Here is a 13,542-nt window from a genome sequence, read left to right as displayed (position 1 = left end):
GGGTCGATGGGGCTGGGCCTTCAAGCCAGATGGGGTTGGGCGGCCGATTGCTCGGCCTTGGCCAGCAGCCGGCGATTGGCGGCCAGGGAGAAGTCGCGCCAGGCCGCCGCGACGTCCCTCAGGATGGTCTGCACATAATCCTTCGACAGATGGTGCTCTCCGGGGAAGTTGGACAGGGCGCACGAGGTGCGGTTGAAGGCGACCACGTCGTCGAGCAGGGTCTGGATGAAGTCGCGGAACGGCGCCTGCACCTGGGTCATCAAGGCCGAGCGACCCTTTTCCACCGGCACCTCGCGCATGTCGAAGGGCAGGGTGTCGAGCAGATCCACCGCCCGCTCATAGATATCCTCGATGGCGCCCAGCATGGCGCGCTGGGTCAGCTGCTCGCGCTCCTGGCTCGCCAGCGCCCGGTTGAGGCGGCTGCGATACATGTCGAACGCGGCATCGTTCTGGCCGGAGACCCAGGCGGCAAAGCGGGCGAGGCTGATGGCGTTGACGGTGCCGGCGATGGTGGGCAGGCCGTCGTCCAGCGCATCGGCCACCCGCTGGCGGGTCAGGGCTCGGTCGATCCGCCGCGCCGCCTCCAGCGCCCCTTCCAGATAGCCGGCGCCCTGGGTGGCGGTCTCCGAGCCACCGAGATAGAGCCGCCCGTCCCACAGCGGCCGGCGCAGCAGGGGATTGGAGAAGGCCACATGCTCGCCGGCCGGTTCGGCGCGGTCTCGGGCGCTGCAGGTGAAGGGCTCGCACGCCCAATCCTGGTAATGCAGCTCGCCCTCGCCATCGAGGGCGGTGCCGAAGACCTGCACCATCTGACTCTTCATGAGCATGGGCAGGCCGACCGCGAAGCTCTCCCGCAGCTCCGGCGGAAAGGCCAGGAAGCCGCCGAGCGCCGCCGTGGTGCCATTGGCGTTGCAGGCATCGAAGATCTCGCCCACCACCGCCTGCTCGTGGGTGACGAAGGCGTTGCCCGATTGGCCGGCGTGGCGCCAGTGGGGCGCGGTGTAAGCGATCACGACCTTGGCCTGGGCCGCCATCCAGGTGGGCGCGGCAGCCATGGCCTCGCGGGTGGCGGCGTCCAGCTCGGGGGTGAAGGCGACGGTTTCCACCACCAGGCGCGGCGGCAGCGCCAGCACCACCTGGCGGGCATCCACCTCCATCAGGCAGTCGCCGGAACGCAGGGTGAGGGTGACGTGATCGCCCTTGTCCGCCAGCGCCACCAGCACGTGGCCGCGATGAATGCTGTCTTCCGGCAGCTCGGCGGCGAGGGTGGCGATCACCCGCGACAGGCCGCCCTCCACCCGCCGGGCGCCGCCGTGCACGCCCTGCGTGGCCACCGGCTGGGCGCTCTTGTCGGCTTCCGTAAGGTGCAGCACCGCGTCTTCGTCGTGCTGCAGGAAGGTGGGGATGTCGAGGTCGGTCAGGAAGGCGCTGATGAGGGGCTGGCTGTCGGGCCAGAACCAGGTGGGGCCGAGGTCGAGGGCTTCGCCGCTGGTCGCCGAGACGGCGGTGAGGATGCGGCCGCCGAGGCGGGGGCGCGCCTCGTAGAGGGCGAAATCCCGATCCTGCCGGTGGAGCTGCCGGGCCAGGGCGAGGCCGCAAAGTCCGCCGCCGATGATCGCTGTGTCGAGCATGGACTGTCCTTCGCATGACGTGTTCGCGAGACGCGCGTCTTTGGAGCTCTTGCAAGATTCGCGCTCACCGCCGCCGTCCCGCGCGCGCCGCCCCCGCCAGCGGCGAAACGCGAGGCATGGCAGCGGTTCACGGTCGGCGACCAGAGAACAGCGAGGTGCCCGCGCCGCGCCGGCTGGGGCCAACTGCGACACGGACGTCGGCATTGTCGCGCCGCGCGGCGGCTTCCTGACACGGCGCGGGGCGGGCGAGCCAATCGGCGTCGTCTATCAGGGCGGGGCGGGGAACACGGAAAGTCCTGCCCGCGCAAAGGCTGCGCGGTTCCGGGTCGTTGCCTCGTCTGCGCCACGGGATGAATTGGCATGAAATTTGATGAATTCGCTGGCAGCACCGTTTGATTGCCTTTGGAGATTGCCAATGATCGTCGCGTCGGATTTCGCGAAATGCTCCCTCGATGAGATCAAGGAAGCCCTGGCTGGCGGCACGTTGACCGTCTATTCGGTGGCGCGGCCCCTGTCGGCGGATGCCGCGGTGGATCGCAGCGGCAAGCTGGCGGCCTTCACCTTCGCCACGCCCGCCTTCAATACTCCCTCTGAGGACGGTTCGGAGGTGCCCAATTTCGTGGTCGCCGCGGTGCCGGCGGTGGATGTGGGCACGCCCGGCTTCGCCCGCGCCTGCAAGGCGGATGGCACGGTGGTGGCGGACTTCTCCGCTGGCCCGGGGGATCGCGAGATCAAGTTCACCGAAGTGTCGTGCTCCAATGGCGCGCCGGTGAAGGTGGCGTCGTTCAAGTTCAACGCGGAAGGCGGCTGGCCGGAGCGCGAGGACTATTACGACAGCCATCCGCGGCCCGGTTTCGAACTGCCGAAGGTGCGCTGAGGCGCCGGCCGGGGCCGTGTGCGCCGGCCTCTGGCGCGCCGGCCCCTTGCGCCTGTCAGGTCATCACGCCCGGTGGCGGCTCAGATGGTCGCGCCGGCTTGTCGAGAAGGAGAACGGGACCTCATGAGCACTCCACTTCCCGGGCCCCTGGTCAGCACCGAGTGGCTCGCCGAGCATCTTTCGGACCCGGATCTCAAGATCCTCGACTGCACCTGGCATCACGAGAGCACCAATCTCGACGGCCGCACGCAGTATCGCGGACGCCACCTGCCCGGCGCGGTGCATTTCGACATCGACCACGTGGCCGACAAGGCCACCAGCCTGCCCCACATGCTGCCCTCCGCCGCCGATTTCGCCAAGAAGGTCGGCCTGCTCGGCATTGGCGACGGCGACCGGGTGGTGGTCTATGACCGCAATTGCGGCGGCTCGGCGGCGGCCCGCGTGTGGTGGATGTTCCGCGTCTTCGGCTACGATACGGTTGCCGTGCTCGATGGCGGCTATGGCAAATGGGTGGCGGAAAAGCGCGCCACCGAAATGTCGCCGGTGCGGCCGGAACCGAAGACCTTCACCGCCACCTTCTCGTCCGCCCTGGTGCGCACCCTGGACCAGATGCGGGGCAATATCACCAGCGGCGCCGAACAGGTGCTGGACGCGCGCGGCCCGGCGAAGTTCGACGGTAGCCAGCCGGATGTCTTTCCGGTGCGCAAGAATGGCCACATTCCCAACGCCATTAACGTGCCCTGGGGCGACCTGATCGTGCCGGACAGCGGTGCGTTCATTCCTCAGGAGGCCATTGCCGCGCGGTTCGCCGCGGCCGGCATCGACCTTCAGCGGCCGATCGTGGTCACCTGCGCCAGCGGCACCATCTCCTGCGTTCTGGCGCTCGGGCTTCATCTGATCGGCTGCCCCGCGGCGGCCGTCTATGACGGCTCGTGGGCCGAATGGGGCCAGGCCGAGGACACTCCCGCAGCCGCCGCGTGACGGTGGCATCGCGCAAGCCAGCTTGGAGCCAGCGATGGGCGCGCAGCAAGATGAGCCGGCGGACCTGCTCTGCGACGGCGAAGACTATTCCCTCCACGCCTCCACCGATGGCGCGCGCTATCTGCTGCGCTTCAAGACCGAGCAGCTGAGCGCGCTGCTCGAGGGCGAGGACGCGGAACGCTTCCGGTCGGATTTCGACGCCGTGAAGGCGCAATATCCGGACTGGGCCTGTGACCAGATGCTGGCTCAGCTCTGGGATCAGGGGGGATACAGCTGGCTGGCCATTCAGGACGGGTGATCATCATGGCAACCACATTGATCAAGACCACGGCGGACGGACGCAAGCTCGAGGTGGTGGGCCTGGCCATTATGCTCGATGGCAAGCTCGAAGCCTTCGATCTCATGGAGGTGAAGCTGCACCCCAATCGCCGCAAGATCTGGGACGTGGCACCGGACGCCACTCACATGGCGGGGCGGGTAACGCTGAACCAGGAGGAAGCCGATCTGGTGGAGAAGGCCTTCAAGGAGGCAGAAGCGGAGATTCTCGCGAGCCCGGCCGCCATCAACGAGCGCTTTCGCATCGCCATGATGTGGCGCGCCCGCAGCGAAGGCATCGAGTGAGCCGCGCGCCGGGTGCGGTGCGCGGGCGCGGCTGATCGAGGATGCGCATGCGGCGCGGCAGATCCAGTCTGCCGCGCCTTTTGCTTTTGCTGAGCAGCCTGGACAGGGGCGGGCGGCCGTGCACCCGAAGGCGGTGCGCGCCTTGCCGTCGGAAACGGCGAGATCCGCTGAACCGCGCCCGGGCGCGCGGTCCGGCTCTTGGCAGCGAAGCCGGGCCGGCGGGTGGCGCTCATCAGCCTCACGGGGCCGCAGAGGCAAGTCAGCCGCATGGGGCGGCGGCCCCATGCGGCTGAAGACGGCGACGAATGGTCAAGCGCAAATGCATATGATCTACCGCGGACTTAAGGCTGAAAGAACGGCGCCTCACCGGGTCGATAGATCGGCAATTCCAACGTGAGATCCGAGGCGGCGGACCGCCGGAGAAGGCCGGCGCGGGGGCGGGCCTGCGCCCGCCGGCGCGGGGTCAGCCGAACTTGAATAGCACGCCGTAGCCGCCGCGCGGATAGTTCCACTCGATGTCGCCGGAGGGCTCGCCGATGATCCGGCAGGTGCCGCACTCGACGCAGCCGTCGGCGGTGATTTCCACCTGGCCCTTGTCGTTCAGCTCGTAGCAGCGCGCCGGGCAGGCGGTGAGCAGGGCCTTGAGGGCCGGGGTCGGCTCATTGTGGGGACGCACCTTGATGTGGGCGCGGCCGGCATCCACCAGGTAGCGGTTCTGAAAGAGTTTGTCTTCGACGCGGACTGCGGTCTCGGTAGCCATGTCCATCTCCCTCGGTGAGCCGCGTCCGTGCTCTCATCCGGCCGCGGCGTTGTCGTGACAGTTCGGTGCTCAGCGCCACGCCCGGGCGAGGCGGAAGGCGTCGCCGAACAGGCCCGCCCATGACCGCGCCGAGGTGAACGACTTCATGGTGAGCTTCTCCTTCTCCTTCTTCGGCGTGCCGTCGACGCGCACGAAGTTCTGCATCGCCTTGTTGACGAGCTGCGGATAGGTGAGGAAGAAGTTCTGAGACTGGACGTGCAGCAGCTGCGGCATGTCCTTGTACTTCTTGAGGTCCTTCATGACGAAGCTGTCCTCGAGCATCTTTTTGTAGAGCGCGAGGTTGCTGGCGGTCATCGGCTCCTTGCGGGACTTGACCTGGAAGATGGCCTCAGCGGCAATGCGGCCGGAGGTCATGGCGAGGTTGGAGCCCTCGCGGTGGATGGCGTTGTTGAGCTGGGCGGCATCGCCCACCACCACCCAGCCATCGCCGAACAGCTGCGGAATGGCCTTGTAGCCGCCCTCGGGGATGAGGTGGGCGGCGTATTCCTTCACTTCCGAGCCCTCGATGAGGGGGGCGACGGAGGGGTGCTTCTTGAACTTCTCCAGGAGGGTGTAGGGGGATTCCCCGCTCTTCTGGAAATCCGACACCAGGCAGCCGATGCCCAGCGAGATGCACTCCCGGTTGGTGTAGATGAAGCCCATGCCGGTCATCCCCGCGGAGATGGTGCCGGCGGCCTCGATCACCGCGCCCTCGTTGCCCTTGAGGTTGAAGCGCTCTTCGATCACCTCCTGCGGCAGGAAGTGCATTTCCTTCACCGCCAGCGCCACGTCGGTGGGCTTGGGGATCTTGCGCAGGCCGGCCCGGGTGCCGAGCAGGCCGCTGACGCCTTCGGCGAGCACCACCACGTCGGCATGGATCTGGCCGCCGCCGCGATCGGTCTTCACGCCGATCACCTTGCCATAGGCATCCTGAACCAGCTCGGTCACCGTGGTCTCGCACACCACCAGGGCGCCGGCCTCCTGGACCTTCTTGTTGAACCACTTGTCGAACTGGGCGCGGATGATGGTGTAGCGGTTCGGCTTCTCCTCGTTGAAGTCGTCGGAGCGGTAGTGCAGGCCGGTGTGGGAGCTCTCCCCCATCATCCAGAAGCGCTGCTCGATGAGGTGGCGCTCGAGCGGGGCGTCCTCACGGAAGTCCGGAATGATCTTCTCGAGCATGTCGGCATACAGAATGGCGCCCTGCACATTCTTGGAGCCGGAATATTCGCCGCGCTCCAGCTGCAGCACCTTCAGGCCCTTGGTGGCCAGGCTGTAGGCGGCGGCATTGCCGGCCATGCCGGCACCCACCACGATGGCATCGAACCTTTCGTCGATCATGGCACGTCTCCTCAGCTGGCCAGCTTGTCGGTGGAATGGGCGGAGAGGCGCTTCTTGAAGGCCTCGGTCAGCGCAGGCAGGAAGCGCACCGCATCGGTGATGAGGCCCACATGGGCGAAATCGAAGATGGGCGCGTTCTTGTCGGTGTTGATGGCGACGATGAGGTCCGCGCCCTCAACGCCCACCCGGTGCTGAATGGCGCCCGAGATGCCGGCGGCGATATAGAGCCGCGGGCGGATGGTCTTGCCGGTCTGGCCGATCTGGCGGTCGGAGGTGACCCAGCCCTTCTGCACCAGCGGCCGCGAGCAGCCGTATTCGGCGCCGATGGTGAGCGCCAGCTGGCGCACCAGCTGGAAGTTCTCCGGCGAGCCGAGACCCATGCCGCCTGCCACCACCACGTCGGCATAGGCGAGGTTGGACTTGGAGGAGTCCCGGTCGGGAATGAAATTCAGAACCTTGGTGACGATGTCCGCCTCGACCACGCCGAGGGGATGCTCGATCACCTTGCCCACGGGCTTTTCCACCCGCTCCGGCATGGACATCACGCGGGGCCGCACGGTGGCCATCTGCGGCCGGTAGTTCAGCGTGTAGATGGTGCACAACAGCGAGCCGCCGAAGGTGGGGCGGGTGGCGGCCAGGGAACCGTCCGCGTCCACGTCGAGCTCGGTGGAATCGGCGGTGAGGCCGGTGAGCAGGGTGGTGGCGACAGCGCCGGCGAGATCGCGGCCGAGGGTGGTGGCGCCCAGCAGCAGGATCTCCGGCTTGTAGGTGTTGACCAGGGTGGTCATCGCCGCCGTGTAGGCTTCGTTGCGATAATCGGTCAGCACCGGGTCGGCCACCACATAGGCGAGGTCGGCGCCGTAGCAGAAGGATTCGGCCACGGCGTGCCGCACGGTCTCGCCCTCGGCGCCCAGCACCACGGCGGCGAGCTCGACGCCCAGCTTGTCGGCGAGCTTGCGGCCGGCGCCGAGCAGCTCCCACGACACGGGATGAACCTGCCCGCGCTCCTGTTCGACGAACACCCAGACGTGCTTGTACGCCTTGAAGTGTTCCGGCAGCTCTTTCTTGGTGGAGGCGCGGCCGCCGGCGGCGGGGGTCTTTTTCGGCTCGCTCATGGCTAGTGCCTTCTTCTTTGTCCTCGTTGGGGTCCGCCGGTCAGAAGCCGCGGGCCAGCGCGGTGAGATCGGGTTCGAGATTGGGCTGGCGCTTGAAGATGTCGTCGATCAGCGCGTCGGCCAGGGACGCGCCTTCCGGAACCTCGATCATCTGCGCCTTCTCGGCCCGGGGGCTCGGCGCGAACACGCGCTTCACGATGGTGGGTGAGCCCTTCAGCCCGCACTTGGTGAGGTCCTCGACGCCAGCGTCCTTGGCGCTCCACTTGACGATCTCCGCGCGGGCGCCGCGCAGGGCGTCGGCCATGGTGCCGCGACGGATCTCGTTGGTGCCTTCCAGCATGGCGATGAGGCACGGCAGCGAGCTCTTCAGCACCTGGGTGCCGCCTTCGGCGCGGCGCTCCAGGGTGACGGTCCGCTCCTCGCCGTCATATTCGGCGACCTTGGCCACATAGGTGACCTGCATCAGGCCGAGCCGCTTGGCGATGCCGGGGCCGACCTGGGCGGTGTCGCCGTCGATGGTCTGCTTGCCGGTGAAGACGATGTCCGGCTTGCCCCAGGTCTCGCCGATCTTGCTGATGGCGGTGGCCAGCGCGAAGGAGGTGGCCAGGGTATCGGAACCGGCGAAGAAACGGTCGGTGAGCAGCACCGCGCGGTCGACGCCGAAGGTGAGGGCCTTGCGGAGGCTGTCCTCGGCCGAGGGCGGGCCCATGGTGAGCACGGTGACTTCGCCGCCGAACTTGTCGCGCAGGCGCATGGCTTCTTCGAGGGCGAACAGATCATACGGATTGATGATCGTCGGCACGCCCTGCCGCATGATCGTGTTGGTGACGGGGTGGACGCGGATCTGTGCCGAATCCGGGACCTGTTTGATGCAGACGACGATGTGCATGAGAGTGCTCCGAGCCCTTGTTTTGGCTCCTGGGCCAGGACTAGCAAGCACCGTACCAATGCAGTCGCGTGTCATATTAGATTTTGATTACAATAACTTATAAAGATCGCTGAGGCGCCGTGGCCGGGCGTCGCCGGCGGTGGCGCCGCGGGTGCGCCAAACCATGTCGGGAACGCGACAGATTCGCAGAAGCAACCCACGACACGCGCCCGATCGCAGCGCCGGCAGCATGGGCGCCCGAGAGGTTCGTCGCAGTCGTGCGACGGGGCTGTCGCCCATGGATGAATGCCGACAGGATCGCTGCGAGCGCCGTGACGCGCGGCGCTCGGGCAGCTTGAAAAATGGCCTCTCGCCGGGTGGCGAGAGGCCAGATGATGAATGGGGGAAGGTTAGGAAAAGTCGATAAAATTCGACAAAGACTATGAGGAGTGTCCGGCCGTCTGAAAAAGGACAGGACTTGAAAGAAAGGGCCGGAGGAAAAATCGCTTCAGGCAGAAATTTTGATATTTCCGCCTGAAGCGCGAGTGGTCAGCCGATCAGGCGGTGAGCTCGGCGGCGGTCTTGCCGACCTGGCTCTCGTCCACGGCCTTCATGATGCCGTGCTCCATGAGCAGGTCTTCCAGCTCGTCCATGGTGATCGGGGTCGGGATGATGCCGTTGCCCTTGTTCGCATGCACCTTGGTCGCCAGGTTCCGGTAGTGCTGGGCCTGGGCGCTGTCGGGCGCATACTCCACCACGGTCATGCGGCGCAGCTCAGCGTGCTGCACGATGTTGTCGCGCGGCACGAAGTAGATCAGCTCGGTGCCGAGCTTCTTCGCCAGGCTCTCCGCCAGCTCCAGCTCCTTGTCGGTCTGGCGCTCGTTGCACACCAGCCCGCCCAGGCGCACGCCGCCGGAGTTCGCATACTTCAGAATGCCCTTGGAGATGTTGTTGGCCGCATACATGGCCATCATCTCGCCGGACATGACGATGTAGATCTCCTGGGCCTTGTTCTCACGGATGGGCATGGCGAAACCGCCGCACACCACGTCGCCCAGCACGTCGTAGGACACGTAGTCGATGTCCTCGTAGGCGCCGTTCTCCTCCAGGAAGTTGATGGAGGTGATCACGCCGCGGCCGGCGCAGCCCACGCCCGGCTCCGGACCGCCGGACTCAACGCACTTGATGTCCTCGAAGCCGATCTTCATCACGTCTTCGAGCTCGAGGTCTTCCACCGAGCCGGCGTTGGCCGCCAGCGACAGGATGGTGTCCTGGGCCTTGGCGTGCAGGATCAGGCGGGTGGAGTCCGCCTTCGGGTCGCAACCCACGATGAGGATCTTGTGACCCATCTGCGCGAGCGCAGCCAGGGTGTTCTGGGAGGTGGTGGACTTGCCGATACCACCCTTGCCGTAAAACGCGATCTGTCGCAGAGAAGACATCTTGCTCTCCTTCGAACCTATTTGAGACCAGCGCGCGCGTGGCGCGAGGCCGTTTCTCAAGTCAAAGCAAATTTTCGTCGGAAACGCCCCGCGGGTTACGGGAAGGAGCGCATCGCTGGCAGGGATCCATCACTGGACTTGGCCTAGGCGTGCACTCAGCCCTCACTCGCTGTTGCGCAAAGCAACCAGCAAGGCCCATGCCAGTCGCCAGCGGGCGCCGGAAAGTCTTGATTTACGTCAAATTCCGAAGGTGAAGGGCCGTTTTGGCAAGGTGTGTCGAACCCGACATGCAGCACTTTGTCTGTCGCAATCGAAACATGTTGTACGGGGTCGGCTGCGTGCGGCGGAGCGGGGCATCCGGCGCACGCGTCAAACGCAGCGGCGCCCGACCTTGATCACGCGCGCCTCACGACCGTGTCGATCGCCCGCGGTGGCCTGCGGAATGGAATTTGCTTTGCTGAGAACGCCGCGTGCGGCGGGCGTCTGCGCCTTGCGGGTCGCGGCAGGGTTTCCGGGGGATTGAAGCGAGGGACCAGATGCAGATCGGCGTTGAGACTTCCAAAGCGGTCGACCAGCGGCGTGTGTTCGTGGTGGACGAGGACGAGATCACCCGCGCTGCCCTGCAGTTCATGCTGCATGACGAGATCGAGACCCATGAGCTGGCGACCCCCGAGGAAGCCTATGAGAAGGGCACCGGCTGGCTGATGCCGCACGTGGTGCTGCTAGGGGTGGGCTATCTCAAGAGCCGCGGCAACGGGATCATCGCCGAGATGAAGGAGAAGTTCCCCAATGTGCGCATCCTCATCGTCTGCGAGAAGGCGGACGAGGCGGTGGCCGTGGGCGGCATGAAGGCCGGCGCCGCCGGCGCGGTGGTGAAGCCGCTGACCCTGGAGGCGGTGCGCAAGAAGGTGGATACGGTGCTCGGCCGCGGCGGCGCCGCGCCGCTGGTTCAGCTCTCGGTGATGAAGTAGAGGTGCGGCGTGGCGCGCGTCATCTTTTATGAAAAGCCCGGCTGCGGCACCAACGCCCGGCAGAAGCTGATGCTCGCCAATGCCGGGCACGCGCTGGAGGTGAAGAGCCTCCTGGCGGAGCCGTGGACGGTGGAGCGCCTGGCCTCCTTCTTCGGTCCGACGCCGGTGGCGAGCTGGTTCAATCCGGCGGCGCCGGCGGTGAAATCCGGGGGGGTGGATCCCGCCGCCATGACAGCGGACGCGGCGCTGGCGCTGATGGTGGAGCAGCCCATCCTGATCCGCCGCCCGCTGGTGGAAGTGGACGGCGCGCGCTGCGCGGGCTTCGATCGGGAGCCGGTGCTGTCGCTGCTGGCCGCGGACAATGCCGGCGCGCTGCCGCAAGGCTGCTCGCGTCCCGCAGAGGGGGCCTGTCCCGACCCGACGGCGATCCCGCAGCCATGAACCCCGCAGCGATGAACGTCGCGGCGGCCCCGGCCGTGACACCGGTGGATGTGGCGATCGCCTATCACGAGCGCACCAAGCACGGCCTGAAGCGCTATGCGGCGGGCCCGGAAACCCTGGATTGGGACATGCAGCCCGATCCGTTCCGCACCTTCGCCGGCTGTATGCGGACCGAGCTGCCGCTGCTGGCGGACGGGCTCGAAACGCCCTTCTCTGCCCTGGCGACGCCGGGCGCCGTGCCGCCGGCGCCGCTGACTCTGGGCGCGGTGGCGACACTGCTGGAACTCTCCATGGGCCTGTCCGCTTGGAAGGAGCTGGGGCCGGACCGCTGGGCGGTGCGCTGCAATCCCTCCAGTGGCAATCTCCACCCCACCGAGGCCTATGTGCTGGCGGCCAATGTGCCCGCGCTGGCGAATGGCCTGCATCATTATGTGAGCCGCGACCACGCGCTGGAGCTACGCTGTCTAAGCGCGGATGCAGGGGCGGACGCGCCGGCCGGCCTGTGGATCGGACTCAGCTCCATCCAGTGGCGCGAGGCGTGGAAATATGGCGAGCGGGCCTTCCGCTATTGCCAGCTCGATACCGGGCATGCGCTGGCCGCGTTCCGTTATGCGGCAGCCGCCCTCGGCTGGCGGGTGCGGCTGGTGGAGGACCTCGACAGCGCCGGGCTCGCAGCCCTGTTGGGTCTTGACCGGGCGGCGGATTTCGCCGGCGCCGAGCGCGAGGAGCCCGAGCTGCTGCTGGCGGTGGATGTGGCGCCGGGTGAAGGCGTCACGGTCCCGCTGCCGACGCTCCTGGCGGAAGGCTGGGTGGGGGCGGCCAATGTGCTCGATCGCCACCCCATGTATCGCTGGCCGGTGATCGACGAGGTGGCGCGCGCCACCGTGCGTCGGGGCGCGTCGGTCGCGCGCGCGCCGATGGTGCTGCCGACCTATCCGCCACGCCGGTCCGATGCAAGGGGGCGGGTCGTGGAGATCATTCGCGGCCGGCGCAGCGCTCAGCGTTTCGACGCCAAATATCACATGCCCCAGGCGACCTTCTGGTCGCTGCTGGATGCCCTGTTGCTGCGCCCGCAGGCCGTGCCGTTCGATGTGTGGGATGTCCCGCCATCCCTCCATCCGGTGCTGTTCGTGCACAAGGTGGAGGGGGTGGACACCGGCGTCTATGCGCTGCCGCGTGCGCCGGAGATGGAGGCGCCGCTGCGGGCGGCGCTGCGCGATGATTTCGAGTGGACGAAGCCGGAGGGCTGCCCGGCCCATCTGCCGCTTTATCGCCTCGCCCGCACCGACAGCCGCGGCGTCATCCGCACCCTGAGCTGCCATCAGGCCATTGCCGGGGACAGCTGCTTTTCCCTCGGCTTTATCGCCACCTTCGGGACGGCGCTGGAGGAGGGGGCGTGGCGCTATCGCCAGCTGTTCTGGGAGGCGGGCCTGCTCGGCCAGGTCCTCTATCTGGAGGCGACGGCGGCCGGCCTCGGCGGCACCGGCATCGGCTGCTATTTCGACGACGATCTGCATCGCCTTCTGGGCCTGGAGGGGCGCGTCTTCCAGTCCATGTATCACTTCACCGTGGGACGTCCCATGACCGACGCCCGCATCGTGTCGTCTCCGGCCTATCCGGACCGGACGGCGTGAGGAGGCTGAGATGAGGGAGCGCACGGCTTTTCGTTGCATTGGCGTGAAGGAGGCGGATGCGCTGGTGAAGGATGCCGGCACCCTGCTGCTTGATGTGCGGGCCGCCGACGCCTTCGGCGCGGCGCACATGGAGCGGGCGCGTCACGTCACCTTCTCCGGCCTGTCCGAGATCATCGGTGGCACTGCCAAGACCACGCCGGTGCTCATCTATTGCTATCACGGCCACGCCAGCCGTGAATTTGCGCAGACCTTGTCGGATTTCGGCTTCAAGGAGGTCTATAGCCTCGATGGGGGCTATGAGGCGTGGACGAGCTGGGAGCAGGCGCAGGTGTCGAGCGCCCTGCCCGGGGCCAGCCTCGCCGCCTGGCTGGTGGGGCAGGGCTTCGCCGCCGATGGCGTCGATATGGCGGTAGACAATGGCATGACGCCGCTGATGAAGGCGGCGCGCGAGGGGTTGGAAGGCATCGTCGAAGCGCTGATCGCCGCCGGCGTCCGGCTCAATGCGCGCAACACCGATGGCAACACGGCGCTGTGGCTGGCCTGCGTGGGCAACCACCTCGGCATTCTGGATCGGCTGGCGGCCGCCGGCATCGACATCGACAATCGCAACGACAATGGCGCCACGGCGCTGATGTATGCGGCGTCCGCCGGCAAGGCGCCGGTGGTGGAACGCCTGTTGGCGCTGGGGGCCGACCCGCTGCCGGAAACGCTGGATGGTTTTTCCGCGCTGGATCTGGCGGCCACCCGCGAATGCCTCGATCTGCTGCGGCGGGCCGCCCGCTCCGGCGCACCGCGCGCCAGCACCGTCTCCTGAGCCGGGCCGTCCT

The 13,542-nt window shown here is 67.1% G+C and carries 14 protein-coding genes; 8 read left to right on the top strand and 6 right to left on the bottom strand.

Annotated features, from left to right (window positions below):
- Positions 1-20: 20 nt before the first annotated feature.
- Entirely contained in the window at positions 21-1,631 is a 1,611-nt protein-coding gene (locus ACU4E7_RS04085; RefSeq protein WP_447020724.1) for a flavin monoamine oxidase family protein, read from the bottom strand.
- A gap of 415 nt (positions 1,632-2,046) precedes the next feature.
- Between ACU4E7_RS04085 and ACU4E7_RS04080 the strand changes: the two genes are divergently transcribed.
- The 4 genes from ACU4E7_RS04080 (at position 2,047) to ACU4E7_RS04065 (ending at position 4,110) form a co-directional block, all read left to right on the top strand.
- Positions 2,047-2,508 (top strand): hypothetical protein, encoded by a 462-nt coding sequence (locus tag ACU4E7_RS04080; RefSeq protein ID WP_447020723.1) that lies wholly within the window; start codon positions 2,047-2,049, stop codon positions 2,506-2,508.
- Between the two features lie 123 nt (positions 2,509-2,631).
- Positions 2,632-3,489: a sulfurtransferase gene (locus ACU4E7_RS04075; protein ID WP_238123431.1), complete on the top strand. Its 858-nt coding sequence runs from the start codon at positions 2,632-2,634 to the stop codon at positions 3,487-3,489.
- Positions 3,490-3,523: 34 nt separating this feature from the next.
- Positions 3,524-3,787 (top strand): hypothetical protein, encoded by a 264-nt coding sequence (locus tag ACU4E7_RS04070; RefSeq protein ID WP_447020722.1) that lies wholly within the window; start codon positions 3,524-3,526, stop codon positions 3,785-3,787.
- A 5-nt stretch (positions 3,788-3,792) separates the two neighbouring features.
- On the top strand, positions 3,793-4,110 hold the full coding sequence (locus tag ACU4E7_RS04065; protein WP_238123435.1) for a hypothetical protein: 318 nt from the start codon (positions 3,793-3,795) through the stop codon (positions 4,108-4,110).
- 463 nt (positions 4,111-4,573) lie between these two features.
- Here ACU4E7_RS04065 and ACU4E7_RS04060 read toward each other — a convergent pair whose 3' ends face one another.
- The 5 genes from ACU4E7_RS04060 to nifH all read right to left on the bottom strand — a co-directional run bounded on the left by ACU4E7_RS04060 (position 4,574) and on the right by nifH (position 9,669).
- The gene (locus ACU4E7_RS04060) at positions 4,574-4,870 is read right to left on the bottom strand and encodes a ferredoxin family protein (protein WP_238123436.1); all 297 of its coding nucleotides are present in this window, start codon (positions 4,868-4,870) and stop codon (positions 4,574-4,576) included.
- A 69-nt stretch (positions 4,871-4,939) separates the two neighbouring features.
- Positions 4,940-6,247 (bottom strand): FAD-dependent oxidoreductase, encoded by a 1,308-nt coding sequence (locus ACU4E7_RS04055; protein ID WP_238123438.1) that lies wholly within the window; start codon positions 6,245-6,247, stop codon positions 4,940-4,942.
- Between the two features lie 11 nt (positions 6,248-6,258).
- Positions 6,259-7,362, bottom strand: coding sequence for an electron transfer flavoprotein subunit alpha/FixB family protein (locus ACU4E7_RS04050; RefSeq protein ID WP_238123440.1), 1,104 nt, complete (start codon positions 7,360-7,362; stop codon positions 6,259-6,261).
- A 40-nt stretch (positions 7,363-7,402) separates the two neighbouring features.
- Entirely contained in the window at positions 7,403-8,251 is an 849-nt protein-coding gene (locus ACU4E7_RS04045) for an electron transfer flavoprotein subunit beta/FixA family protein (protein ID WP_238123442.1), read from the bottom strand.
- 536 nt (positions 8,252-8,787) lie between these two features.
- Positions 8,788-9,669, bottom strand: a complete 882-nt coding sequence (gene nifH / locus ACU4E7_RS04040; RefSeq protein WP_447020721.1) for a nitrogenase iron protein — start codon at positions 9,667-9,669, stop codon at positions 8,788-8,790.
- A gap of 536 nt (positions 9,670-10,205) precedes the next feature.
- On the opposite strand from nifH, the gene ACU4E7_RS04035 reads away from it, so the two are divergent.
- Genes ACU4E7_RS04035 through ACU4E7_RS04020 form a run of 4 tightly spaced genes read left to right on the top strand, consistent with a single transcriptional unit; the run spans position 10,206 to position 13,529 of the window.
- Positions 10,206-10,640 carry a response regulator gene (locus ACU4E7_RS04035; protein ID WP_238120314.1) on the top strand — a complete coding sequence of 145 codons (435 nt, stop codon included), beginning with the start codon at positions 10,206-10,208 and terminating at the stop codon, positions 10,638-10,640.
- A 9-nt stretch (positions 10,641-10,649) separates the two neighbouring features.
- A complete protein-coding gene (locus ACU4E7_RS04030; protein WP_447020720.1) occupies positions 10,650-11,081 on the top strand; it encodes an ArsC/Spx/MgsR family protein in 432 nt (143 codons plus the stop codon).
- Positions 11,078-12,715 (top strand): SagB/ThcOx family dehydrogenase, encoded by a 1,638-nt coding sequence (locus tag ACU4E7_RS04025; protein WP_447020719.1) that lies wholly within the window; start codon positions 11,078-11,080, stop codon positions 12,713-12,715. Before ACU4E7_RS04030 ends, ACU4E7_RS04025 begins: the two co-directional genes overlap by 4 nt.
- A gap of 10 nt (positions 12,716-12,725) precedes the next feature.
- Entirely contained in the window at positions 12,726-13,529 is an 804-nt protein-coding gene (locus tag ACU4E7_RS04020; protein ID WP_447020718.1) for an ankyrin repeat domain-containing protein, read from the top strand.
- Positions 13,530-13,542: the final 13 nt, after the last annotated feature.

It is taken from the genome of Xanthobacter sp. ZOL 2024 (assembly GCF_052932325.1).
This window is presented reverse-complemented; position numbering and strand designations above follow the sequence as displayed.

Excerpts from the sequence above, each read along its gene's own strand:
- ACU4E7_RS04085 (WP_447020724.1), bottom strand. The coding sequence starts at position 1,631 with ATGCTCGACACAGCGATCATCGGCGGCGGACTTTGCGGCCTCGCCCTG.
- ACU4E7_RS04020 (WP_447020718.1), top strand. The coding sequence starts at position 12,726 with ATGAGGGAGCGCACGGCTTTTCGTTGCATTGGCGTGAAGGAGGCGGAT.
- ACU4E7_RS04080 (WP_447020723.1), top strand. The coding sequence starts at position 2,047 with ATGATCGTCGCGTCGGATTTCGCGAAATGCTCCCTCGATGAGATCAAG.
- ACU4E7_RS04045 (WP_238123442.1), bottom strand. The coding sequence starts at position 8,251 with ATGCACATCGTCGTCTGCATCAAACAGGTCCCGGATTCGGCACAGATC.
- ACU4E7_RS04060 (WP_238123436.1), bottom strand. The coding sequence starts at position 4,870 with ATGGCTACCGAGACCGCAGTCCGCGTCGAAGACAAACTCTTTCAGAAC.
- ACU4E7_RS04050 (WP_238123440.1), bottom strand. The coding sequence starts at position 7,362 with ATGAGCGAGCCGAAAAAGACCCCCGCCGCCGGCGGCCGCGCCTCCACC.
- nifH (WP_447020721.1), bottom strand. The coding sequence starts at position 9,669 with ATGTCTTCTCTGCGACAGATCGCGTTTTACGGCAAGGGTGGTATCGGC.
- ACU4E7_RS04035 (WP_238120314.1), top strand. The coding sequence starts at position 10,206 with ATGCAGATCGGCGTTGAGACTTCCAAAGCGGTCGACCAGCGGCGTGTG.
- ACU4E7_RS04055 (WP_238123438.1), bottom strand. The coding sequence starts at position 6,247 with ATGATCGACGAAAGGTTCGATGCCATCGTGGTGGGTGCCGGCATGGCC.
- ACU4E7_RS04075 (WP_238123431.1), top strand. The coding sequence starts at position 2,632 with ATGAGCACTCCACTTCCCGGGCCCCTGGTCAGCACCGAGTGGCTCGCC.
- ACU4E7_RS04025 (WP_447020719.1), top strand. The coding sequence starts at position 11,078 with ATGAACCCCGCAGCGATGAACGTCGCGGCGGCCCCGGCCGTGACACCG.
- ACU4E7_RS04070 (WP_447020722.1), top strand. The coding sequence starts at position 3,524 with ATGGGCGCGCAGCAAGATGAGCCGGCGGACCTGCTCTGCGACGGCGAA.
- ACU4E7_RS04065 (WP_238123435.1), top strand. The coding sequence starts at position 3,793 with ATGGCAACCACATTGATCAAGACCACGGCGGACGGACGCAAGCTCGAG.